This is a genomic window from Tritonibacter sp. SIMBA_163 (assembly GCF_046535935.1).
Lineage (GTDB): Bacteria > Pseudomonadota > Alphaproteobacteria > Rhodobacterales > Rhodobacteraceae > Epibacterium > Epibacterium scottomollicae.
The window spans coordinates 111,678-135,193 of the sequence record NZ_JAWJBP010000007.1 but is presented as its reverse complement, the minus strand read 5'-3'; the positions used below and the strand labels follow the sequence as shown (position 1 = coordinate 135,193).

Annotated in this window: 17 protein-coding genes; 8 read left to right on the top strand and 9 right to left on the bottom strand. The window is 58.7% G+C overall.

The window, feature by feature from the left end; translation table 11 throughout:
• Positions 1-20: 20 nt before the first annotated feature.
• The gene (locus R0J92_RS12810) at positions 21-848 is read right to left on the bottom strand and encodes a DUF5131 family protein (protein ID WP_411051935.1); all 828 of its coding nucleotides are present in this window, start codon (positions 846-848) and stop codon (positions 21-23) included.
• Positions 849-1,409: 561 nt separating this feature from the next.
• Between R0J92_RS12810 and R0J92_RS12805 the strand changes: the two genes are divergently transcribed.
• Entirely contained in the window at positions 1,410-2,414 is a 1,005-nt protein-coding gene (locus tag R0J92_RS12805) for a ParA family protein (RefSeq protein ID WP_411051934.1), read from the top strand.
• Between the two features lie 939 nt (positions 2,415-3,353).
• Positions 3,354-5,354 (top strand): bifunctional metallophosphatase/5'-nucleotidase, encoded by a 2,001-nt coding sequence (locus tag R0J92_RS12800; RefSeq protein WP_411051933.1) that lies wholly within the window; start codon positions 3,354-3,356, stop codon positions 5,352-5,354.
• Between the two features lie 216 nt (positions 5,355-5,570).
• On the opposite strand, the gene R0J92_RS12795 is transcribed toward R0J92_RS12800, so the two are convergent.
• Complete coding sequence (locus R0J92_RS12795; RefSeq protein ID WP_106164744.1) at positions 5,571-6,677, bottom strand: Hint domain-containing protein; 1,107 nt, start codon at positions 6,675-6,677, stop codon at positions 5,571-5,573.
• A 500-nt stretch (positions 6,678-7,177) separates the two neighbouring features.
• On the opposite strand from R0J92_RS12795, the gene R0J92_RS12790 reads away from it, so the two are divergent.
• Positions 7,178-8,743, top strand: a complete 1,566-nt coding sequence (locus R0J92_RS12790) for a UDP-N-acetylglucosamine-peptide N-acetylglucosaminyltransferase (protein WP_411051932.1) — start codon at positions 7,178-7,180, stop codon at positions 8,741-8,743.
• A gap of 279 nt (positions 8,744-9,022) precedes the next feature.
• Complete coding sequence (locus R0J92_RS12785; RefSeq protein ID WP_411051931.1) at positions 9,023-9,601, top strand: exopolysaccharide biosynthesis protein; 579 nt, start codon at positions 9,023-9,025, stop codon at positions 9,599-9,601.
• 13 nt (positions 9,602-9,614) lie between these two features.
• On the opposite strand, the gene R0J92_RS12780 is transcribed toward R0J92_RS12785, so the two are convergent.
• The gene (locus R0J92_RS12780) at positions 9,615-11,417 is read right to left on the bottom strand and encodes a diguanylate cyclase (protein WP_411051930.1); all 1,803 of its coding nucleotides are present in this window, start codon (positions 11,415-11,417) and stop codon (positions 9,615-9,617) included.
• A 318-nt stretch (positions 11,418-11,735) separates the two neighbouring features.
• On the opposite strand from R0J92_RS12780, the gene R0J92_RS12775 reads away from it, so the two are divergent.
• The 4 genes from R0J92_RS12775 to R0J92_RS12760 all read left to right on the top strand — a co-directional run bounded on the left by R0J92_RS12775 (position 11,736) and on the right by R0J92_RS12760 (position 17,223).
• The gene (locus R0J92_RS12775) at positions 11,736-13,112 is read left to right on the top strand and encodes a methyl-accepting chemotaxis protein (protein ID WP_411051967.1); all 1,377 of its coding nucleotides are present in this window, start codon (positions 11,736-11,738) and stop codon (positions 13,110-13,112) included.
• Positions 13,113-13,921: 809 nt separating this feature from the next.
• Positions 13,922-15,880, top strand: a complete 1,959-nt coding sequence (gene acs, locus R0J92_RS12770) for an acetate--CoA ligase (protein ID WP_317386390.1) — start codon at positions 13,922-13,924, stop codon at positions 15,878-15,880.
• A 5-nt stretch (positions 15,881-15,885) separates the two neighbouring features.
• A complete protein-coding gene (locus R0J92_RS12765; protein WP_106164859.1) occupies positions 15,886-16,569 on the top strand; it encodes an adenylate kinase in 684 nt (227 codons plus the stop codon).
• A 153-nt stretch (positions 16,570-16,722) separates the two neighbouring features.
• Complete coding sequence (locus tag R0J92_RS12760; RefSeq protein WP_411051929.1) at positions 16,723-17,223, top strand: flavin reductase family protein; 501 nt, start codon at positions 16,723-16,725, stop codon at positions 17,221-17,223.
• A 10-nt stretch (positions 17,224-17,233) separates the two neighbouring features.
• Here R0J92_RS12760 and R0J92_RS12755 read toward each other — a convergent pair whose 3' ends face one another.
• From R0J92_RS12755 to hydA, 6 genes are all read right to left on the bottom strand, one after another.
• Entirely contained in the window at positions 17,234-17,929 is a 696-nt protein-coding gene (locus R0J92_RS12755; protein WP_411051928.1) for a 4Fe-4S dicluster domain-containing protein, read from the bottom strand.
• Between the two features lie 171 nt (positions 17,930-18,100).
• Positions 18,101-19,087 carry an ABC transporter substrate-binding protein gene (locus R0J92_RS12750; protein WP_411051927.1) on the bottom strand — a complete coding sequence of 329 codons (987 nt, stop codon included), beginning with the start codon at positions 19,085-19,087 and terminating at the stop codon, positions 18,101-18,103.
• Positions 19,088-19,286: 199 nt separating this feature from the next.
• Positions 19,287-20,135 (bottom strand): ABC transporter permease, encoded by an 849-nt coding sequence (locus tag R0J92_RS12745; protein ID WP_106164752.1) that lies wholly within the window; start codon positions 20,133-20,135, stop codon positions 19,287-19,289.
• Between the two features lie 82 nt (positions 20,136-20,217).
• Positions 20,218-21,135 carry an ABC transporter permease gene (locus R0J92_RS12740; protein WP_106164753.1) on the bottom strand — a complete coding sequence of 306 codons (918 nt, stop codon included), beginning with the start codon at positions 21,133-21,135 and terminating at the stop codon, positions 20,218-20,220.
• A 24-nt stretch (positions 21,136-21,159) separates the two neighbouring features.
• Positions 21,160-21,987, bottom strand: a complete 828-nt coding sequence (locus R0J92_RS12735; protein ID WP_106164754.1) for an ABC transporter ATP-binding protein — start codon at positions 21,985-21,987, stop codon at positions 21,160-21,162.
• Positions 21,988-22,039: 52 nt separating this feature from the next.
• Complete coding sequence (hydA, locus tag R0J92_RS12730) at positions 22,040-23,494, bottom strand: dihydropyrimidinase (protein WP_411051926.1); 1,455 nt, start codon at positions 23,492-23,494, stop codon at positions 22,040-22,042.
• Positions 23,495-23,516: the final 22 nt, after the last annotated feature.

Here is a 23,516-nt window from a genome sequence, read left to right as displayed (position 1 = left end):
CTTGGCTCTACCAGAGGTAGTTATCCAGACCAACGCGTTCTGGGCAAGCCATCATGCTGGAGGCCGTCGAGGGTACGGCCTGCCGCCTTCTTTCCTACACGAAACATCTTAGTGCCATCTTGCGCGTGCTTCATGCGGCGCGCTGGAAGATTTTCACCTTGTCCTGGCGCCCAGTCGCCCCACTGTTTAAAATGGAATGCAACCTCACTTTCCATGCATTGTTCGTGAAGAGAACGGAACCACTCGGGTGAAGCTGGCCTCGCTTTCGGACCACTCTCGCCACCTGTAATCACCCAATCAATCGTTGAGCCAAGCCAAGGCCTAATTGAGAGCGGACCAAGTAAGGGTTCAGCCGAGATAAAGCGCACTTTAGCTGGGATCGCTTCAAGATACGGTAGAAGTTCTTCGGCGCGATGCTGCATCTCGACGGTAGTGCCGAGCCAAACGTTATCTGGCCATTGGGTCGACCAAACTGCCATTTTATCAACGTTCTGCGGGCGCTTGGTGAGGAGCAGCCAATCCAAGTTTGGAGTTTGTTCGATAAGCTCAAAGAGGCGCGCGCGATGCGGTAGCAGTTCTTCTCGATCTTCAAAGACGTCAGCCATTGAGGCGCAAAAAACGCGGGGCCGCTCAATTGCTCCTTCTGCCTCACGGTTCCATTTTAGCGGTTGCATCCAATGATTCTTGCTCATTACACGGCGCTGAGGTTTGGGTCCCCAAACATTTTGCCCCACGCGCTTAGCCCACGTCTCGGCGTAGCAATGCTTGCAAGCTTCAGAGACTTTTGTGCATCCCCACCACGGGTTAAATGTATGAGTCGTCCACTCGATCTTAGAATTCGCGCCCATGGAATTTCCTCCAATTCATGTGGATGTTCTCGCATAGTTCTCCCGCTATGGGAAGTGTTCTGAGGTTTTGCGACAGGTATACGTGATGGTCGTCCCGCGCCAGTGATCCTAAACTCCGAGGAGCGCGCACTCTGGCTTTCTGACAGTGATCAGTTGCACGACCTCGGAAGCAACGCACGCCTTCAGCATCATCAGGTTCGCAGCTTTGTCGTGCAGGACGTCGGCCGGAGTTGATAGAGACATCCAAACGGCTTTACACAGGACAATCGAGGTAGGCATACAGTCGCGGAAAGGACATGAACCCCCTACAGTGATGAGCACTATTCCGCTGAGCAAGAAACCATAATTCGCTCCGCTTTGGACGAGCGAAAGCAGCGCGCAGGAAAGCGGGCCTTGCAAATCCTGTCAGTCTCTGCAGACAGCTATCTTTGTGTTTCAGGGTGTCGCCCACGCCTTCTCCTACAACAGCGCCTCAAAAGCGGCTCTCTCGTCTGGTGATCAACACTAGACTCACCATTCAAAGTAGTGTTCTTTCCCAAAGCATATTTTTAAGGATTAGTCATGAAAACAATCGCCATCTTCAACAACAAAGGCGGTGTTGGCAAAACAACGTACATGTATCACGTCGCGCACCTGCTTGCGGCACGTGGGAAAACGGTACTCATGGTCGATTGTGACAGCCAATGCAATCTCACTGCCTATAGTCTTCGAGATCAGGATATTAAGAAATCTTGGGCGAAAGACGGTAACAGTATATTCCGCAATATCGAGCCCGTGTTTCAAGGTTTAGGCGACATAAGAGATCGAAAGCCTTCACGTGTCGTTAATAGCAGGGGAGAACTATATATCATTCCCGGCGACCTTCAATTGACTGATTTTGAAGATACACTCGGCGACACGTGGAACGCGGCTCGTGGTGGCAGTGAGGCAGCCGTAAGGGCACAGTCTGCAATTCATCGCTGCATTCTAAACGCTGGCGCCAAGGTGAACGCAGACCTAGTTTTAATTGATCTCGGACCGAACCTAGGCGCTCTAAATCGTTCAGTTCTCGCGTCTGCTGACTATTTCATTACCCCTGTTGCTCCAGATTTATTTTCTCTGCAAGGAACTGAAAATCTGGGTAGGAAACTAGCCGCATGGCGGCAAGGATGGGATCAAGTACACAGTAGCTCTACCTCTCTAGGTTTCCCAATTCCTGCCGGAAAAGCAAAATATCTCGGTTATGTCATACAGCAGCATAATGTCAGATCAAACCCAACAGGCATGACTAAAGGCTGGGAAATATATGGGAAAGAACTATTCCCCGCCATCAAGAAAAATATCATTGATACGTTATCACCCTCTGGTCAAGTGATCGACTGGGGTGAAGGTGACTTTGAGCTAGGTAAAATTCAAAACCTACACAGTCTGATTCCCTACTCGATGGATGCGAAAAAGCCGATCTTCTATTGCAATGGATCAGATGGCTTGAATGGCTCACATATAACGAAGGCAAGAGATAGCTCTCAGTTATTTATGGACATCGTCCAAACGCTAGAAGCAGTTATAGATCCAGAATTTTTATGATTTCTTCCTCCGCATCAAGTCAAGGCTAATAGGAATGAATTGTAAGCTGGCTCCTATCCGTAGGTGCCAGTTTTACGTCGCAACCTGAAGGAACATATTTATGGACTAGTTCCAGTCGTGCGCTGCGTCTGGCACGAATGAAGGCGCAGGACCCTTCGTGCCTGCTGACCAATCAATGCATCATTACTTCGAGGCGGTCGCAACGTTCCCTGCCCTTGAATTTAGCGATCAAGACTAGACCACTATGTACGCTAGAAAGAAGCCAATCGAAGCCATGAACATCTTCTTCGAATACCCTCCCCAATCCGTTGCGTTGATCCCATTCAGCCCCCTGAACAGGGCGCAATCCCCAACAGATCCCCAACGCAGAACAAACACCAAGCACAACGCGTTGTTTAAATTGCGAAAAAATTAATACCGCAACTATCCATCATAGGCGCCACCGACAACCGCGCAGACCGCCAAAGCCCTGATTTTCCTGCGATTTCCTTGCTCATCGTAAGATTTCCTTGACCGTCAAACTAGCCGATTATTGCATATTTTTGCATGTTCTGGCGCGTCCACCTAAAAATGATGGGAATTGTTCGGGGAGAGTCTGGGACATGCCAGTCGTTGAAGCTGTGAGAGCCGATGGCTCGAAGGCCTATCTGGCACAAATTAACATTGTACGAAAGGGAGAGCGCGACCGGGAGAACCGTACTTTCGACAAGAAACGACATGCCGAGCAATTGATAAAATCGAGATCCAAAAACATCAGAGCGCTTGTCGAGAATGCTCAGGGTCATGCGTAGAAACGCAAGAGTACTCGCTAGACAGATCAAAACCCATATTTCCGTAGCAATATCAATAAGTTCACAAGTTCGACATGGCTCTGTCACATATCCTTTGAACATCGAAGTTAAAGACGCGGCTGACACTTTTACCAAAAGGACAAAATTCGTGCCCAAAGCCAATTCCGCCCTGTCGCGCCGCGCGTTTCTCACCTCCAGTGCAGCAGGTCTTGCCGCATTCTCCTCGATCATCGCCTTTCGCGCCAATGCGCAGGCGGCCGCGGGCGAGCTGCTGATGGTGCCGGCAACACCAAACCCTCATGGCACGATAGAACGTCTGTTCCTGTTGCACGGCGACCCGCTTGCCGGCCCGATCCGCAAGATCGTGACGGAAACCGGCAACCCCGTGCCCGCGCCGACGATGGAGTCTGGTGCGCGGCGCGTGCTGCGGCTGATGCATTTCAATGATATGCACAACCACATCACCGATATGCACGACAAGCGCGGTGACACGCACCGCATGTCCCAGATCGTGCGTCGTATGCAGGAGACCCGCGCTGCTGCCGCCGAGAACGAGGTCGTGCTGTTGCTGGGCGGCGGCGACGATCATACCGGTTCGGTCTTTGATGAGCTGCTGGGCTGGGAGCCCGAGGAATTCGTCGCGGATGCGGGCTACCGCGTGAACTCAGCCGCAGGTGTCGATGTCGCGGTTCTCGGAAACCATGAATTTGATCGCGGTGCGGAAATGCTGCGCCTCGGCATCGAAAAGGATGCCCGTTTCCCGCTGCTGTCGGCCAATGTCCACAGCTCCGCGCATATCGCGCGTGACCGCGACTACACCTCTGCCGCGGTGGCGGAAGTGAAAGGCATGCGTATCGGCTTTATCGGGCTGACCACTCAGGTCGACACCCGCATCGGTCAGCCAGATGACCCCGACATGGGCGTCGCAAGCCCGGTCGAGGCCGTCCGCAATGTCCTCCCCGCGCTGTCGCAGATCTGCGATGTGGTGGTGATCCTGTCCCACTGCGGCTATGGCACCGGCCAGAGCCGCTCGGGCAAGGCGGGTGCGGACCGCATGATCGGAGAGGGCGATTTCGACATCGCCGCCGCAGCAGGTCCGCTGACGGACAAGCCGGTGGTCCTGATCGGGGGGCATTCTCACACCCGCCTGAACGCCGAAGGCCTGAACCCCGACAACGTCATCGATGGTGTGCTGATGACGCAGGCCGAGGCAAACGGCAAGTATCTGGGCGAAATCACAATGTCGCTGGCTGCGGACCAGGGCCGCACAGGCTGGTTTACCCATGTCGGCCTGCATCCGATCAAGTCCCGCGATGATCGGGTCGCCACCGATGATCCGAAGTTCGATACTCTTGAGAAAGAGGACGATTACGACGCCGCATTTGAAGAGGCCCATGTCGCGCCGCTGCGTCTGGCACTGCAAAGCAAGCTGGCCGAGGCCATCGGCACCGTCACCGCAGGCAACGCCGTCAGCACCGCCACCGTCGAAGCGGAACGCTATGTCGGGGAAAATGCGCTGCTGAACTTCATGAACGACGCGCTGGTGAAACGCTCGGATGGTTTTGCCAATGGCACGGTCGACCTGGCTCTGTTCAACGCCACCGCGATCCTGTCCGGTGTGGCGCAGGGACCGCTGTCCTTTGGCGATTGGTATGATGTGATGCCCTATGCCGACCAGGTGCATATCGCCACCATGACGGGCGCGCAGATCCACGAAATGCTGCAATCCAACGCCAAGCGGATTGTGCGCCCAGAGGAGGCCGACGCCCTCGATTTCAGCGGTTTCATCTCGCGTGGCTTCCTGCATTTCTCTGACGGCTTGCGCTATCGCCTCGTGCTGGGCGACACGGTGGCGGACGCCCGTGCCGAGGACATCACCCTGCACGGTCAGCCGCTCGACAGCATGTCCGAACGCCAGTTCCGGGTGGCCTTCAACAGCTATGTTCGGCTTGGCGGGTTCTCCGAGGCCTGGAATGGCAAGGCCATCGGCGCAGGGGTGCCCGGTCAGATCCAGGGCATGGACCTGCGTGGTCTGGAGTATGAGGAAAGCGGTCTGGTCTATCGCAATGAGATCATCGCTCAGATCCGTCAGGACGGTGGGATCAGCGCCGACGCAGCCACGCTGGACGGACGTCTGACCGTCGCCTGACCGTCCAATGTCACCCAAGGACATCGAAACCCTGGCCAGATGCTCCGGCCAGGGTTTTTCTGCCTGGCGCAATTGCAGCGTTCAGTCCACAGCCTTCCAGTCAATAACGATCAGAGCAAAGGATGTTTGTGTCCCCCAAAACCTGCCAGACCGCGCGCGGGGCATGAGAACGCCTGCCACTTAGACAGTCCTCACCGCCCTGCCCCGTTTTTCGGCCTATAAAACCAGCGCCTTGTTGTTCTTGACATGACGCGCGGCGAGAGAACGGGCCTGACGGCCATTCAGCAAGAGACGTGCGCCGTCGGGGGCGCAAAAACCGGACCGTGCGCGCAGTTGCGGAAAGATCGAAAATATCTCCTCCCGCGCCTCGGCACTGATGCCTTGAACCGCCATCGGCCCAAGGTAGAGCGACTCTGTCTGGGCCCCGTTCGAGGTGACAATCTGATGCGTGTCGAAGGTGAAGTGGTAATATGTGACGTCACTGATATCCGTTGCAACGTCAATGCCCTTGGCTTCCAAGAGCTGTTTCGCCGCCGCCAGAACCTCGTTGGTGCCAAACATGCGCTGCGCGATCTTGGACCGCACAAGCACCCGGTGTTGCGGTGACACCAGAAGATCACGGGACGGGGTATCATTGCCAAGGGCGCCCGCTTTGATCCGGATCGGGTAGAGTTTCGGGTCCGCAACAAGTGCCGCCGCGCTTACCGTGCGGGAACCGATCCAGCGGATCTTCTGTAGTCCGGCGTCGCGGGTCATCACCAGATCGCCCGCTTTGAGGCGCTCTACCGCGGTCTGGCCCATGTGCGTCTCGATCAGCGTGCCCGCCGCGAAACAGACCAGAACCCCACCAACGCTGGCATGGGAATAGGCGTCGCTGTTGCTATCGATACCCAGGCTTCTGAGCGGCGTGTCCGGGGGCGGCACATCGCCGATAAAGACGAGGTAATAGCCATCCTCCCCCGCATCATTAAGATCCGCATCATTGTTCAGGTCAACATCAACAACGCCGATCTGATAGACGTTCGTCCCGTCGCTGACCTCGAACACATAATCCATGATGGCATGCCGTTCGGTGCCACCGATATTTGTGGTCTGCTGTCCGGGCTGGCCGATCACCTGGCTTGGAGAGACCGTTTCGTTTGTCGGGTCGCCGTTGTAATTGATGGCGTTGTCATCTTCTTCGCGGACAACATGCGAGGTGGTGCTACCGGAATAACTCCAGATAGCCCCCCGAGGCGGCGCAACATTATAGGTAAACCCGGATCCGTTCACGGCGCTTTGCGTGCCGAAGATCGTCTGAGTGTAGTTGTAATAAATCGCCATATTGAATGCGTTCACGCGCTAGGGGCAACCGTGGATCGGTCGGGGATTTTGACTGCTGTCTTTAACTATAATTTAAAGATTTGTCACTTTCACCCTCAAACTCACACATATTCGGCGAGGGTGCCAACCGTGCAACTCACAAGGCATGTCGCGGTACTCGCGGGGAAAACTTGGAGTTTTCGCTCGGGCACGGCGCGCTGCCAACGACATCGTGATCGCGGCAGTACACGCCAAATTGTCGGTCCTCGCCCCCTGCCCGCTATGCGTTTTTTAATCCTTTGCCGTCATACCAATTCCCAAAGACGCATATGGCACTCTGGCAGAACCAACCACACCCCGTCAGGAGGAGGCGCTCGACCGCCCCATCACACAGCCCCGGCTAACGTCAAACCCAAGGGTTTCATTGAATGACTGTCCCTTTCTCGCGAGGCACCTCTCGTCCCCTATATGAACAGGCCGTTGCTCTTTTGCGGGGGGGCGCGTTTTTGCATGCTGAGGGGATGATGCAGCGGTCTCTCGTCGAAGAAGGTGAAACAGCTCTCAGCTATCATTACCTTTCTGAGATCCTGTCGCGCTTGCCCGATCGCGTCGAAGACGCCCTGCAGGCCCAGCAACAAGCCGCTGATATCGCAGGCGATCACCCTATTTTCCTGGCGGCTCTTGGCCTTCGCCTGCATGACGCCGGCAAGGATGCCGCGGCGCTCGATGTGCTGGAACGTGCGCTTGTGATTGACCCGAACTGCCCGCTTGCATTGCCCTGGGCGCTTCGACTGCGCCGTCGTTTTCTGCGCTGGACGGATGAGGCGCAGGAAGACCAGGGCATCCGCACCACGCTGAAGAGCGGACGCCTGATCGATCCACTGATGCTGCTGTCGTTCATCGACGATCCAGAGGTGCAGCAGGCTCACTCGCAACCCAGTGCAGCGGTTGCGCGGAGCGCGGACCATGCGCCAAAGGCCCCGCCCGGCAAACTGCGGATCGGCTATTTCTCCGCCGACTTTTGCGAACATGCGACCATGCATCTGATTGCCGGGATGCTCAAAGCACATGATCGGACGCGGTTTGAGTTCTATGTTTATGACTTCCTCCCGCAACCACAGAGCCGCTATCACACGCTGATACGCGATTTTGCCGATATCTATCACGACATCTCACAGATCGACGATGCCGAGGCGATCACGCTGGCGAGGTCAGATCAACTCGACATAGCGGTCGACCTCAAGGGGCTGACGACCGACTGTCGCCCCGTCCTTTTCGAACATCGCATCGCCCCGATGCAAGTGTCGTTCCTGGGCTTTCCGGGCACAACAGCCATCCGTGAAATCGACTTCATGATTGCCGATCCTATTACCATACCGGCGGCGGAGGAGAGGTTTTACAACGAGCAGATCCTTCGCATGCCCATATGCTATCAGCCCAATGACAATACGCGCCCTGTGCCCGAGGCAGACAATCTGCGGGCAAAATACGACCTGCCGGAAGACAAGTTCATTTTTGCGAATTTCAACCACCCGCATAAGGTCGGACCACGGGAATTTGGGGTCTGGATGAACATCCTGCGGCAGGTGCCCGACGCCGTCCTTCTGTTTTATACCGGCGCGCATGACCTTTCGGTCGAGCTTGCGCGGCAGGCACGCCGTCACGAGATTGATCCATCACGGATCTTGCCTTGCGGAATAATGACGCAGACGGCGCATATCGAACGACTGGCGCAGGTTGATCTCTGCCTCGATTGTTTTGCCTATAACGCCCACACAACCGCGTCCGACGCGCTCTGGGCCGGGGTTCCCCTACTCACGCTGTGCGGGCGTCAGTTCTCTGCGCGTGTTGCGACCAGTATTCTCTCGGCCGCCGGCGTTCCGGAATTGTCGACAAACTCGCTCGAAGACTATGTCGACCAGGCCGTTCGTCTGGCCGTCTCACCTCACGAGATCAACGCGCTGAAACACACCCTCCGGCGGAACCGCAGCTCTTGCGCACTGTTCGACACGAAGACTTGGACCAGAGATTACGAGGACCTTTTGGCCGGGGCCTACCTGAGGGGCGCATCGAACAGTCCGGCCTAACAACGGCCCGGCGCGGTCTAAAACGCATGCGCGCCAGAAACCGGTCTGACGTGATCGGAGCGTTCGAGAGATGCGACCTCCGCCAAGGCAGAAGCGGCGGGGTGGACGCCGCATCTGTTGCACTGACCGCGATCGGTGCCTTGGTTGTCTTGGGCTAAAATGCGCTCAGCGACGTTAGGTGATTGAAAACAGGCGATCAAAAGACGATATCGGGGGGACAAAGAAGCGAGGGATTCGATGCGACGCAAGGACGGGATACGACATCGGCCGTCCTTATCGTTGCCCATACTGCGCACGCTTCGCAGCCAGCATCAGACCGGCGCGCTCACCCTCGGAAGCCTTCTCTCTGGCCTTGGGGAGCGATCATTTGGCTGGGCGATCGTGGTGTTTTCATTGCTGACGCTACTCCCGCTCCCCCCCGGTTCAACGCTGATCACCGCGCTGCCCCTTCTGGTGACCACCGGGCAGATGATGCTTGGCTACCGGTATGTTAGCCTGCCCGGTCCGCTCGCCCGGCTGCGTCTGGACCAGAGCAAGATGCGCCACACGGTGTTACGTCTGCGTCCCATTACCCGACGGATCGAGCGGATCCTGACCCCGCGCGTAACGATGCTTTTTGCCCGGCGGTATGATCGCCCTCTTGGACTGCTGCTGTTCCTGATTGCCTTTGCGCTGTTCATCCCAGTGCCGCTGAGCGGGTGGTTTCCGGCGATCGCGCTGTTCGTGTTTGGCGTCGGGCTGGTTGAGCGTGATGGCTTGGTTGCCATGCTGGGTCTGCTCCTCGGAGCGGCCTCAGTCCTGCTCACGGTGGTGATCCTGACCTCGCTTGCTGCGGGCGCCGACGCGCTGATCCACTAGACCAGACCGGGTCTCACCGCGGCTGTTCGCTCTCCACCCCATCTGCTGCACTGATCTCGACCCGATTGCGGCCCGCCGCCTTGGCCCGCAGCAATGCGGCATCCGCGCGGGCACGCAGCGTCTCTGTGCTATCGCCTGCGTTTGCAATCGCAAGTCCAATGGAAACGGTGATCCCGTCTATATGCTGCCCCCGGAAGGAAAAGGAGGTGCTTGCCACGCTCTGGCGAACATCCTCTGCCAACTGATGCGCACGCTCTGAGTCGTAGCCCGGCAGAAGGACCACAAACTCTTCGCCCCCAAAGCGATAGCAGGTGCCATGCCCCTCTGTGATGCGGGCCAGGATGCCGGAAAAGGACTGCATTACCGCATCACCGGCATCATGACCGAACTCGTCATTGAAGCGTTTGAACCAGTCGATATCGAGCATCAAGCAGGCCAACGGCGCCATCAACCGCCCTGTCGCGTATCGTATGAGCGCTGCATCGAGGGAGCGCCGGTTGAGCAACCCGGTGAGCGGATCACGTTCCACCAGCTGCGTCATCTGATCGCGCAGTTTCAAGTTCACCGCCGTCAGAGCGATATTCTCCGCGATCAGCTCCAGATACAGCTGATCGTCCCGGATCATCTTGGCGTCGCCCCCACGGGCGTCGAAGCTCAGCAATCCCACCGTATCGCCCTGGGCGGAAAGCGGAATGCACAAGGCTGCGGCCTTGCCCGCGCCGAGGTGGGCGCAGCGCATATCCTCGCCCTCGTCAAAGTTACTGCCATGGGTACGTCCCCGGCGCAGCCCCCAGCACGCCTCAGTTTCGAACTCCTGCGATGGCGACAGGTCGCTCTGCCAACGCGCGACACATTGCAAGGCACCGGTCTCGTCATCTCGTAGAAAGATCCCGCCAGAGAGCTCCGGAAACATCTGCGGCGCATAACATGCAAGCACGCGCGCCATTTCCGACAGGGACTGGCAGGCCTGCAGCCGGTGCATCATCTGCAAGATCAAATCCTTGATCTTGATATCCCGACGCCGCTCCGCATCCAGACGCTCCCGCTCCAGCCCGTTCTCGCGGAAGATATGGATCGCCGAATTCAACTCACCAATCTCGTCCCGACGTCCGTCCAAGGGAACCTCGACCGCGAAATCCTGACTGGCGAGACGTTTGACAATGCCGGTCATGCGCGACAGTGGCAGTGACACCCGACGCCGCAGAACAAAATAGAGCACAGCGAGAAACACCGCCGCGGTGAAGGACAGCATGATCCGGGCCGCAAGGCCGAACAGGTTGCTGCGCGCTTGCGCGGCGATCAGATCCTGGTCGGTACGAGATCGCACCATACTGCGAAACTGTTGCACATCGTCGATCAGCTTGACGTGGTCGCGATAATGTTCAGCCCCGAATAGGATCTCTTGCGCGGTTGCAGCATCGCCCGCCTGATAGGCCTTGACCGCCTCCAGCTCCATGTCTTCCAGCGCATCCACATCGGTGTTGATCCGCTTTAGAAACGCCTGTTCCTCCTCCGTCGCCCCCAGCGATGCAGCCGCTCTTGCAGTCGCTTCAAGCTGGTGCTCTACCGTGTTCGCATCGTCAAAAGCCTGCAAATGGGCGAGATCTCCGCGCATGACATAAAGACGTACCTCATCGGTACGCAGCTCGGCGCCGATTGCCAGCTCCTCACCCAGCTCATTCAGAGCAAGATGTACGCTAACCGCGCGGCGTTCCTCGCGCGCACTATTGGCGGCCGCGATAAACGCGATACCCGAAACCGCCGTGAGAACCACGGTTACACCATAGGCCCAGTTCGTTATCGTGCTGATCTTCATGCGATTTTGTCCAGATTTGCCGCATCCACCTTGCAGAGCACTTGCACTGGTACAATTGGAAATCGGCTATTTTCGAACAATTGGAATGTGTTGTGGTTTGAACGCCACCCCGCCACCACGTTTCACATCCGAACCAGGCACTCCAAGCAGTGAAATCTCCTGCCGGACCGAGAGAGCGACCCCTGATGCGTTTCGATTTATCGAAACCAGCGCGTTTTAGACGCTCGCGCAGAAGGGATCTGTTAGGATCTTTTTGCTACCCAGAGTCACACGCCAGTCCGTTTTCGGACGTAGACACTGACGAAGTGGTACATGTACATGTTTTTGCGAAAGTCCCGAGAAACCGCCCAATCCAGTCAGAATGATGACCGTAAGTTGCGCGAGATGATTGAACGGACACAAGCTGTTATCGAGTTTGAGACCGACGGTACCATCATTCGAGCGAATGATAACTTTCTCGAAGCAATGGGATATTCACTGGACGAAATTCAGGGCAAGCATCACAGCATGTTTGTCTACCCGAGTTTCGTCAAATCCGACCGATACCGCCAAATGTGGCAAGATCTGGCGGACGGGATTCCGCAAACGGATCAGTTTCCACGACTTGGCAAGGGGGGAAAGGTTGTCTGGATCATGGCAACATATGCCCCTATTATCGCCGAAGATGGCACGGTTGAGCGTATCATCAAGATTGCCAACGACATTACCAAGCGCCGCATGGAGATCCTCGGCATCGCATCCGCGCTCGAACAGCTGCGCGACGGCAACCTGACCCATCGCTGCGCTCCATCTGAATTGGAAGATATCGGCAGACTGTCGAGCGCCTATAACGAGGCCGTGGACGCCCTGAAAAATGCGATCAGGACCGTCGGCGATGTGGCACACGGCGTGGAACGCACTGCCGGGCAAATGAACGAGTCCTCCTCCGAGCTGTCGCAACGCACGGAAAACCAGGCTGCAACGCTGGAACAGACCGCCGCAGCCATCGAAGAGCTGACGGCAACCGTGCGCTCTGCCGCAGATGGCGCCAAGGAGGTCGAGGGCAACGTTCAAAACGCGCGCAACACTGCCGAAAAGAGCGGCCAAGTTGTGCGCGACGCGGTCGAAGCCATGTCGAAGATCGAAACCTCGTCGCAGAGCATTTCCAAGATCATCTCCGTCATCGATGACATCGCATTTCAGACCAACCTCCTGGCGCTCAACGCGGGCGTCGAGGCCGCTCGCGCAGGAGAAGCCGGTCGTGGCTTTGCCGTCGTGGCCTCCGAAGTGCGCGGTCTTGCGCTGCGCTCGGCTGACGCGGCTGGAGAAATCAAAGGGCTGATCGATCAAAGTGCGCAACATGTGTCCGAGGGCGTAACCCTCGTTGGTCGCACAGGAACCGAACTGGAAGAAATCGTAACCAGCGTCAATTCGATCTCTGAAAATGTAAGTGACATCGCGCGCGGAACCGAAGAGCAATCCATCACTTTGGCCGAAATCAACACCGGCATCGGTCACCTTGATGAAGTCACACAACACAATGCGGCCATGGTGGAACAGACCACCGCCGCCAGCCAGACACTGGCCAGCGATGCCAAGGAAATGTCACGGCAGATGGCAAAGTTTGTGACGGAAGAAGGCGTTGTAGTTGCCGAAGCCCCATCTACGGGAGAGAGCCCAACGGCGCCGGCACCTGAGCTGCGCACAGGGACCTGATCGCGACGACGTCGTCTCGGCGTCGCTTCCCTCTCGTCCCGCCTGCCCGGCCGGTTATTGGTCGGGCGGGACTGGATGCTGCCGGGTTTCATCTGCCTGCGCCACCACCAAGAGCCGCGTAGCATGCGCGTATCCTATCACGGCAGTACTCCTCGCTCACCCCATTGGTCGCTCGACCGGGCACTCAGGCAGAATCCCAAACCCTGTGCGCGAACGAGCTTCAGGTTTACGGCTCAGAGAAAGTTCACCGCATAACCATTTGTTTTAAAATAACCTCCCATAGCACCACCGCTATCGACACGACCATTTTTTCCAAAGCATGGCTTCACCCAAGCGGGTAATCCGGACACCTACGAGCGTTTCGTTCCTGCCTCGACATAGAGGGCGCTCACACTGCGCGGCCATGCGGCTGTCTGAGTGCGATGACGAAATCCACCACAGCCGATGAATGTGAAAAGTCCCGAGATACCGGCCATCGCGCCCATACGGCATAGACGAAGCCCGGCACATCACACCTCGAAACACCGATGCGCGCCGCAAACTACGGCGCAGTTTTCATGCGTGACAGGGTATGAAATTGACAGTAAAAGCGCGTCTTCTCATGTAAAAATCGTCAAATTCGTGCTTTGATTTACAACTCAGCCCCTGTCATCGGAAATTGATTTACAAGCAAGCCCTTATTTTCGCGATGTTTATTCACATCTTTTCAACTTTGCTTATTATCACGCCCGAGGTTGGAGATCGTTTGACTCTTTGCGCGCTTCCATGTGGAGATCACGCGCAAGAGAATATTGGAGGGAGGACATTCCATGACCACGCCCGAGAGCGCTGTGTACCCGCCGTCTGAGGACATCGTGAAGAACGCCCATGTGGATGCGGCCAAGTATGACGCGCGGTATGCGCAATCGCTGGAAGATCCGGATAAGTTCTGGGCCGAACAGGCCGAACGGATCACCTGGATCAAACCGTTCAGCAAGGTCAAGAATGTCTCCTACGACTTTGGCAACGTTGACATCAAATGGTTCGAAGATGGCACGCTGAACGTTGCTGCCAACTGCATTGATCGCCATCTGGACACGCGCGCTGAGCAGACCGCAATCATCTGGGAGCCCGATGACCCGAACGAAGCGGCCAAGCATATCTCCTACAAAGAGCTGCACCTGAAGACTTGCCGGATGGCCAACATCCTGGAGAGTATGGGCGTACGCAAAGGCGACCGCGTGGTGATCTACCTGCCGATGATCCCGGAGGCCGCCTATGCGATGCTGGCCTGCGCCCGCATTGGTGCGATCCACTCCATCGTATTTGCCGGATTCTCTCCGGATGCGCTGTCAGCGCGGGTGAACGGATGTGACGCCAAGGTGCTCATTACCGCCGATGAGGCGCCGCGCGGTGGTCGCAAGACACCTCTGAAATCCAACGCCGATGCGGCGCTGCTGCATTGCAAGGAAAGCGTGAAATGCCTCGTTGTGAAGCGCACCGGCGGTCAGACCACATGGGTCGACGGGCGCGATTACGACTACAACGAGATGGCGCTGGAGGCGAACGATTACAACAAGCCCGCCGAAATGAATGCCGAGGATCCGCTGTTCATCCTCTACACCTCCGGCTCCACCGGGCAGCCCAAGGGCGTGGTGCATACCACCGGCGGCTATCTGACTTATGCGGCGCTGACCCATGAGGTGACTTTCGACTATCACGACGGCGACATCTACTGGTGTACTGCGGATGTGGGCTGGGTCACCGGCCATAGCTACATCGTCTACGGCCCGCTGGCCAATGGCGCCACGACGCTGATGTTCGAGGGCGTCCCCACCTACCCTGACGCGGGCCGGTTCTGGGCTGTCTGCGAGAAACACAAGGTCAACCAGTTCTATACCGCCCCCACCGCGATCCGCGCGTTGATGGGTCAGGGTCCTGAATTCGTAGAGAAATACGACCTCTCCGACCTCAAGGTTCTGGGCACGGTGGGTGAGCCGATCAACCCGGAGGCCTGGAATTGGTACAATGACGTGGTCGGCAAGGGTAAATGCCCCATCGTCGACACCTGGTGGCAGACCGAAACCGGCGGTCACCTGATGACGCCGCTGCCGGGCGCCCATGCGACCAAGCCGGGGTCTGCGATGAAGCCGTTCTTCGGTATCGAGCCAGTGGTGCTTGACCCGCAATCGGGCGCAGAGATCGAAGGCAATGATGTCGAGGGCGTGCTCTGCATCAAATCCAGCTGGCCCGGTCAGATGCGCACGGTCTGGGGCGATCACGAGCGCTTTGAGAAGACTTATTTCTCCGACTACAAGGGCTATTACTTCACCGGCGACGGGTGCCGCCGCGACGCGGATGGCGATTACTGGATCACCGGTCGCGTCGATGATGTGATCAACGTCTCCGGTCACCGCATGGGCACCGCCGAGGTTGAAAGCGCGCTGGTGGCGCATGCCGCCGTGGCTGAGGCCGCCGTGGTGGGCTACCCGCATGAGATCAAGGGCCAGGGCATCTACTGCTATGTGACGCTGATGAATGACCGCGAGCCCTCGGACGAGCTGGTCAAGGAGCTGCGCCAATGGGTGCGCACTGAAATCGGTCCGATCGCCTCGCCAGATGTGATCCAATGGGCGCCGGGCCTGCCCAAGACCCGCTCCGGCAAGATCATGCGCCGGATTCTGCGCAAGATCGCCGAGAATGATTTCGGCAGCCTCGGCGATACCTCGACACTGGCCGATCCTTCGGTAGTCGATGATCTGATTGCAAACCGCACGGCGAAGGGATGACCAACATGAGTGTAGACGTGATGACCCGCCCCGCGGTCTTGATCTTGCTCGGCCCGCCCGGCGCAGGCAAGGGCACCCAGGCGCGGATGCTGCAGGACCGGTTCGGCCTTGTGCAGCTTTCCACCGGCGACCTGCTGCGCGCCGCGGTGGCCGCCGGCACCCCCGCCGGCAAGCAGGCCAAGGCGGTGATGGACGCGGGCGATCTGGTCTCGGACGAGATCGTGATCGCGATCCTGAACGACCGCATGGCGGAGGAGGACTGCCGCAACGGCGTCATCCTCGACGGTTTCCCGCGCACCACGGTGCAGGCTAAGGCGCTGGACGATCTGCTGGCCTCCACCGGCCAGCGCATCAACGCCGCGATCAGCCTGAAGGTCGATGACAGCGCCATGGTCGACCGAATTTCGGGGCGCTCCACCTGTTCTGGCTGCGGCGAAGGCTATCACGACACCTTCAAGCCACCGCTGGCGGATGGCAGCTGCGCCAAATGTGGCTGCACCGAGCTGACCCGCCGCGCCGACGACCGGGCCGAGACGGTGGCCAGTCGACTGGAAGCGTATCACGCGCAGACCGCGCCGCTGATCAGCTACTACGACGAGGCTGGCGTTCTGACATCGATCAACGCCATGGCCGATATCGACAAGGTTGCCAGCGAGATGTCCTCGGTCGTTCAGTCTGTCATCGACTGACCCGATCAAACGAGGCAGACTGCTCTGATTGAAAGATCCCGGTTCTGGACCGGGGTCTTTTCTTTTGCATCTTGTGCCGGTCATTGAAATAAGAGCGCAACGCGCGCAGGCGCCCGACCTGGCACAGAGCACGATAGACGGATTTCACGATACATGACCCAAACCAGCTTCACGCCCGGCCCTGATACGCTCACTGAGATGCGTGCCGCACTCGGTTGTTTTGCCACTGGCGTCATCGTGGTCACCACCGAGACCAAACGTGGTCCGTTGGCCATCACCGCCAACAGCTTCACCTCCGTCTCGCTGGCGCCTCCTCTGGTTCTGTGGTGCCCAGCCCTGCAGTCGAAACGCCACGATCCATTTGTCGACGCAGCGCATTTCTCGATCCATGTCATGGCAGAGCGCGATATAGACACGGCGCTGCATTTTGCCCGCAATGGCGAAGTGTTCGACACCCATGACTGGGTCCAAAGCCCCGAAGGCGTGCCAGCGCTGGCGCAGGCTCTGGTGCGCCTTGATTGCACTCACCATGCGGCCCACCCCGGAGGCGATCATACGATCCTTGTCGGGGAGGTCCTGCGGGTCAGCCAGCGCGGCGATCTTGGCGCTGGATTGGTTTTTCACCAAGGCAGATACGGCCGTTTCACCGACTAGGCAAAGACCGTCAGGCCCGCCGCCTTACCGGCGCAAGCGGCTGAATGGCCAACACGCGCTCCGGGCAGGCTGAGGCGCACAGACCGCAGCCCGTGCATTGGTTGTCCCGGATTTCGAGTGTCTGACCCTCCTCACCAAGGTGAATCGCTCCGGTCGGACAGGCCCACTCACATTGGCCGCACAGGGTACAGCCTTGGGTTATACTGACACATCCCTGTGCCTCCGGCGCAGCGGCAGGCGCCAGCCCCGGGTTGCTTGGCCCGATGTGACCGGCAATGGCCTCCGCGTCGTCAAGCAAGCTCCCCAGTGCGGAGTCCGAATGAAACAGCGCGACCGCACCCTTCAGGCCAGGACAGGCCGCCAGATCTTCGACGAGTTTCAATTGATGATGTATCAACCTGATATCCGGAGACAGTTCCAGGAACACCTTCTGGAACCCATGCGCAAGCGCGTCCAAGACATCTTCTGATGACAGACATGCGCGTGTGCAGACAGAGACATTCGTGACCGCGTAGGCCCCGCGCCGAAGGTTCGGCGGATGCCGGGGCATGGGGACGTTGAAGTAAAGCACCAGCGCCTGAGCCCCGCCCCCCATCTGGCTGCTGAGCCGCGCCTCAAGACAGGCGCGCTCCAATGATGCGGAGCGGCGATCACCCGCAGACGTCGCCGCGCCGCAGAAACACAAACTACTTGTTAAATGGGACATTCTATCCCCCCAGAACGCGGGGCGGCAGATGCCCCGCACACATCAAGTGAAGCGCCTAGACCCTTAACAGAAAGTTACTTTTTCTTAGAATTGACGGCGCCCACCCGCAAATGCGGATGGGCGCGCTCGCTCCCTCACACGGGAGCCCTCGTCTCAACGAAAGTTCAGACCTTAATTGAGTGCTGCATCAGAGATTGCATGGGTCCATGCCCCTTCAGGCGTCTTGGTGATCACCGGATCGGAGCCGCCGGTCAGCAGGGTTTCCACGGTGCGTTCATAATCCGCCGCATCAAGCGCACCATTGCTGCCGGAGGTCAGCTTGGCCACTTCGCGCATCATGCGCTTCTGGTGGACTTCCGTCTGCGCGCCGGACGCATCGTTGTCGAGTACAATATCCGCCGCCTCATCAGGGTTTTCTTCCGCGTATTTCCAGCCCTTCATCGAAGCCCGAACAAACCGCTCCATCTTGCCAACAAACTCCGGATCCTCGAGGTTTTCCTCAAGGACATAAAGCCCGTCTTCCAGCGTCGCGACGCCCTGATCCTCATATTTGAAGGTGACCAGCTCATCCTCGGCCACACCGGCGTCGATCACCTGCCAGTATTCATTATAGGTCATGGTGGAAATGCAATCGGCCTGACGTTGCAGCAGCGGGTCAACGTTGAAGCCCTGTTTCAGCACCTCGACGCCCTCGGGCCCCTTGCCCTCTGTCGAGATCCCCAGCTTGCCCATCCAGCTCATGAACGGAAATTCATTGCCGAAGAACCAGACACCAAGGGTGCGGTCAGCAAGATCGGCGGGTTCCGAAATGCCGGTGTCTTTCCAGCATGTCAGCATCATGCCGGAGGATTTGAACGGCTGGGCGATATTGACCAGCGGCAGACCCTTTTCGCGCGCCGCCAGCGCGGCTGGCATCCATTCCACGGTGACATCAGCACCACCGCCTGCGATCACCTGTGTTGGTGCAATGTCAGGTCCGCCCGGCAGGATGGTCACGTCGAGGTCTTCCTCGCCGTAGAACCCTTTGTCGAGGGCCACGTAATAGCCCGCGAATTGGGCCTGCGTGACCCATTTGAGTTGCAGTTTGACCTCATCCGCGGCGTGGGCGCCAGAGGCGGCCATCAGTGCCATGGCGGCGGCTGTGAGCACTTGTTTCATATGTTTGAACTCCCTGTTGATTATAGTGAAAGCCTGCGCGAAACGGGTGCTTCGATCAAAGGTTTTTCGCGTCAAGACCGCAGGAAAACCTAAAAATGCGCAGGTATTGAGCACAGCCCGGTCGGGGAGTTTATCCCTCTTTTCCAGATACTTGCGCCCAAATTTGAATGCGCCCCCGCAGGATGCGGAGGCGCAGAATTCACGCCCCGCGTTGCGACGGGTGCCAGAAGGTCAAGGCCTTCTCCAGCGCCGCAATCAGGCCGTAGAACAGTGACCCGGCCAGGGCCGCCACCACGATCTCGGCCCAGACCATGTCCAGCGCCAGCTGACCGACCGAGGTGGAAATGCGAAAGCCCATACCGACAGTGGGCGAGCCAAAGAACTCTGCCACGATCGCGCCGACAAGCGCCAGTGTGGTGGAAATCTTCAACCCGTTGAACACGAACGGCAAAGCCGCAGGCAAGCGCAGTTTCAACAAGCTCTGCCAGTAGGAGGCCGCATAGGTGTGCATCAGGTCGCGCTGCATCTCGGAGGCTTCGCGCAGCCCCGCCACGGTGTTCACCAGCATCGGGAAGAACACCATGACCACAACCACGGCGGCCTTGGAGTGCCAGTCAAACCCGAACCACATCACCAGAATCGGCGCGGTGCCAACGATGGGCAGGGCCGCCACGAAATTGCCGACAGGCAACAGGCCGCGACGCAGGAAATCGCTGCGATCCACCAGAATAGCAGTCACAAAGGCCGCGCTGCAGCCGATGACATAGCCGCCAAGCGCGCCTTTCAGGATCGTCTGGGCAAAGTCCTGCCACAGGATCGACAGGCTATCCGCAAACCGCACCGCGATCAGCGTGGGTGCGGGCAGGATCACCAGCGGAACGTCCAGTCCGCGCACCAGCAGCTCCCACACCAGCAGTATGGTAAGGCCAAAGATCACCGGCACCAGCAGGCCGACGGCCCGCGTATCAGCGCGCGGTCCATTGGCCAGACGTGCGTTGATCCACCAGCCCGCACACCAGACGAGAAACGCAAGAAACACCAATTCCATCACTGCGCCCCTTTTTTCTGTCTAACACACAAAGGAGGCCGCACCTGCGCTGTGGGGGCCGCGCCCGTTTTTGCAACAGTCATCATGCCTTCACCCCCATGCGTCCAAGCAAGACGCGCTCAATCAGCCCCAGCAGCGCAACCAGCAAGGCCGCCAGAATCGCGGCAGCAAACAGCGCCGACCAGATCTGTACGGTCTGCCCGTAGTAGCTGCCCGCCAGCAAGCGCGCGCCAAGCCCCGCCACGGCACCGGTGGGCAACTCCCCCACGATCGCTCCGACCAGCGACGCCGCGATGCCGATTTTCAGCGAGGTAAAGAGATAGGGCATCGAAGACGGCAGCCGCAGTTTCCAGAACACTTGATTGCCAGAGGCAAAATAGGTCTTCATCAGGTCGAGCTGCATGTGATCAGGGCTGCGCAGCCCCTTCACCATACCCACCACCACCGGGAAAAAGCTCAGATAGGCGGCGATGATCGCCTTGGGCAACAGCCCCTGGACGCCGATGGAATAGAGCACCACGATGATCATCGGCGCCAGCGCGATGATCGGGATGGTCTGACTGACGATGGCCCAGGGCATCACCGACATGTCCATCACCCTTGAGTGCACGATGCCCACGGCCAAGAGAATGCCCAGCCCTGTGCCGATGGCAAACCCCAAGAGGGTCGCCGACAGCGTCACCTGCGCGTGGTAGATCAGGCTGCGTTTGGAGGTGATCTTCTTCATCACGGTGGTCTGCCACAGCTCCACCACCACCTGATGTGGCGCGGGCAAGCGCGGTCGATCCACCGACCAGACGCGGTCTATGGCAAAGCTGTTCTGCGCCACCAAACCAAGGGCGGAAGCCTCCCGGCGCTCTCTGGCGGTGGCCGGTTCGACCTGCTCCCCGGCGCGCTCTGCGGCGTCCAGCACACCTTTGATGTTCATCGGCACGCAGGCGATATACCACAGGCCGACAATGGCGGCGACAACGGTGAGGACGGCTACAACGGTCTTCATGCGCGCGCCTCCCGGATGTTTCGGTCAGTCATGGCCATGCCCCGCGCGCAGACCTTCGCGAACACGATGGGCGATCTCGATGAACTCCGGCGTATCGCGGATATCCAGCGGGCGTTCCCTGGGCAATGTGCTTTCGATCACCTCATGGATGCGGCCCGGACGCGGCGACATCACCACGATCTTGGTCGACAGATAGACCGCCTCGGGGATTGAGTGGGTGACAAAGCCGATGGTCTTGTTGGTCCGCGCCCAGAGCTTCAGCAGCTGTTCGTTGAGGTGGTCGCGCACGATCTCGTCCAGCGCCCCGAAGGGTTCGTCCATCAGCAATAGATCCGCATCGAAGGCCAGTGCGCGGGCGATGGACGCCCGCTGTTGCATGCCACCCGACAGCTGCCAGGGAAACTTGCCGCCAAAGCCCGCAAGCTCTACCAGCTCCAGCACCTCGGCCACACGCTGGTCTTGTTCGGCCTTGGAATATCCCATGATTTCAAGTGGTAGCTTGATGTTCTTAGCGATGGTCCGCCACGGATACAGCCCCGCCGCCTGGAACACGTAGCCATAGGCACGGCTCTGGCGGGCCTGCTCCGGCGTCATGCCGTTCACCGACAGGCTGCCCCCCGTCGGGGTTTCCAGCGCCGCCACGCAGCGTAGGAATGTGGTCTTGCCACAGCCCGACGGGCCGATGAAGGAGACGAACTCCCCCTTGTTGATATTGAGATTGATGTCTTTCAACGCATGCACCGACGTCTCGCCGGATCCGAACACAAGGTTCAGATCACGGGCTTCGATCACGGGGCCGGCCTGGGCGGCGTCGGAGGCGCTGTCTACCTGGGAGGTCATTTGCATATTCATTTCATAGCCTTGGTCAGACAAACGGGGACCCGAGGCCCCCGCTATATTGCGCTTAGACGCCGGTGGCGGGGATGCCGCTGCGTTCGACGGGGCGCGGTGCGGTCAGGTCCTTCCAGGTGGACAGGGCGGTGTTGACCGTGGTGTTGGGCGCGCGCTCAACGAACTTGCCGTGCCCCTCCTGGGTCTTGATCTCGCCATCCATCACCGCGACTTGGCCGCGTGTCAGCGTATAGCGTGGCAGGCCCTTGACCTCCTTGCCCTCAAAAACGTTGTAATCAATGGCAGATTGCTGCGACGCCGCCGAGATCGTTTTGGTCTTCTTCGGATCCCAGACCACCAGATCCGCATCGGCGCCGACCAGTACCGCGCCTTTCTTAGGGTAGCAGTTCAGGATCTTGGCGATATTGGTCGAGGTCACGGCGACAAATTCATTTGGCGTCAGGCGCCCGGTCTCAACCCCATGGGTCCAGAGCATCGGCATACGGTCCTCAAGCCCGCCGGTGCCATTGGGGATCTTGGTGAAATCCCCCACGCCATAGCGTTTCTGCTCGGTCGAGAAGGCGCAATGATCCGTGGCCACCACCGACAACGATCCGGACTGCAGGCCAGCCCAGAGGCTGTCCTGATGCTGCTTGCTACGGAACGGCGGCGACATCACCCGGCGCGCGGCATGATCCCAGTCGGCGTTGAAATACTCGCTCTCATCCAGCGTCAGATGCTGGATCAGCGGCTCGCCCCAGACCCGTTTGCCTTGCATGCGCGCACGGCGGATGGCCTCGTGGCTGTCCTCGCAGGAGGTGTGCACCACATAGAGCGGCACGCCCGCCATATCGGCGATCATGATGGCACGGTTGGTGGCCTCGCCCTCCACCTGTGGCGGGCGGGAATAGGCGTGCGCCTCGGGGCCGGTGTTGCCCTGCGCCAGGAGTTTCGCGCTGAGTTCGGCGACCACATCGCCGTTTTCAGCATGCACCATGGCAATGCCGCCCAGCTCCGACAGCCGCTGGAAGGACGAATAGAGCTCATCGTCGTTCACCATCAAGGCGCCCTTGTAGGCCATGAAATGCTTGAATGTGTTGATGCCACGCGTCTCGATCACGGTCTTCATCTCGTCAAAGACCTGCTCACCCCACCAGGTGACCGCCATATGGAAGGAATAGTCGCAGTTCGCCCGCGTGGATTTGTTATCCCAGCGTTTCAGCGCTTCCAGCAGGCTCTCGCCCGGCTGCGGCAGTGCGAAATCCACCACCATGGTGGTGCCGCCCGCCAGACCTGCGCGGGTGCCGCTTTCGAAATCATCTGTGGAATAGGTGCCCATGAAGGGCATCTCCAGATGGGTATGCGGATCAATCCCGCCCGGCATCACGTAGCAGCCGGTGGCGTCCAGCACCTCGTCGCCCTTCAGATCCGGGCCGATTTCGGTGATGACTCCGCCCTCGACCAGCACATCCGCCTTATAGGTCAGATCCGCGGTCACGATAGTGCCGTTCTTGATGACTTTGGTCATTGTTATCTCCCTGTGGTCCAGC

Coding starts and splice junctions, on each gene's coding strand:
- hydA (WP_411051926.1), bottom strand. CDS start 23,494: ATGACCAAAGTCATCAAGAACGGCACTATCGTGACCGCGGATCTGACC.
- acs (WP_317386390.1), top strand. CDS start 13,922: ATGACCACGCCCGAGAGCGCTGTGTACCCGCCGTCTGAGGACATCGTG.
- R0J92_RS12750 (WP_411051927.1), bottom strand. CDS start 19,087: ATGAAACAAGTGCTCACAGCCGCCGCCATGGCACTGATGGCCGCCTCT.
- R0J92_RS12760 (WP_411051929.1), top strand. CDS start 16,723: ATGACCCAAACCAGCTTCACGCCCGGCCCTGATACGCTCACTGAGATG.
- R0J92_RS12805 (WP_411051934.1), top strand. CDS start 1,410: ATGAAAACAATCGCCATCTTCAACAACAAAGGCGGTGTTGGCAAAACA.
- R0J92_RS12775 (WP_411051967.1), top strand. CDS start 11,736: ATGTTTTTGCGAAAGTCCCGAGAAACCGCCCAATCCAGTCAGAATGAT.
- R0J92_RS12745 (WP_106164752.1), bottom strand. CDS start 20,135: ATGGAATTGGTGTTTCTTGCGTTTCTCGTCTGGTGTGCGGGCTGGTGG.
- R0J92_RS12765 (WP_106164859.1), top strand. CDS start 15,886: ATGAGTGTAGACGTGATGACCCGCCCCGCGGTCTTGATCTTGCTCGGC.
- R0J92_RS12795 (WP_106164744.1), bottom strand. CDS start 6,677: ATGGCGATTTATTACAACTACACTCAGACGATCTTCGGCACGCAAAGC.
- R0J92_RS12780 (WP_411051930.1), bottom strand. CDS start 11,417: ATGAAGATCAGCACGATAACGAACTGGGCCTATGGTGTAACCGTGGTT.
- R0J92_RS12735 (WP_106164754.1), bottom strand. CDS start 21,987: ATGAATATGCAAATGACCTCCCAGGTAGACAGCGCCTCCGACGCCGCC.
- R0J92_RS12810 (WP_411051935.1), bottom strand. CDS start 848: ATGGGCGCGAATTCTAAGATCGAGTGGACGACTCATACATTTAACCCG.
- R0J92_RS12740 (WP_106164753.1), bottom strand. CDS start 21,135: ATGAAGACCGTTGTAGCCGTCCTCACCGTTGTCGCCGCCATTGTCGGC.
- R0J92_RS12755 (WP_411051928.1), bottom strand. CDS start 17,929: ATGTCCCATTTAACAAGTAGTTTGTGTTTCTGCGGCGCGGCGACGTCT.
- R0J92_RS12790 (WP_411051932.1), top strand. CDS start 7,178: ATGATGCAGCGGTCTCTCGTCGAAGAAGGTGAAACAGCTCTCAGCTAT.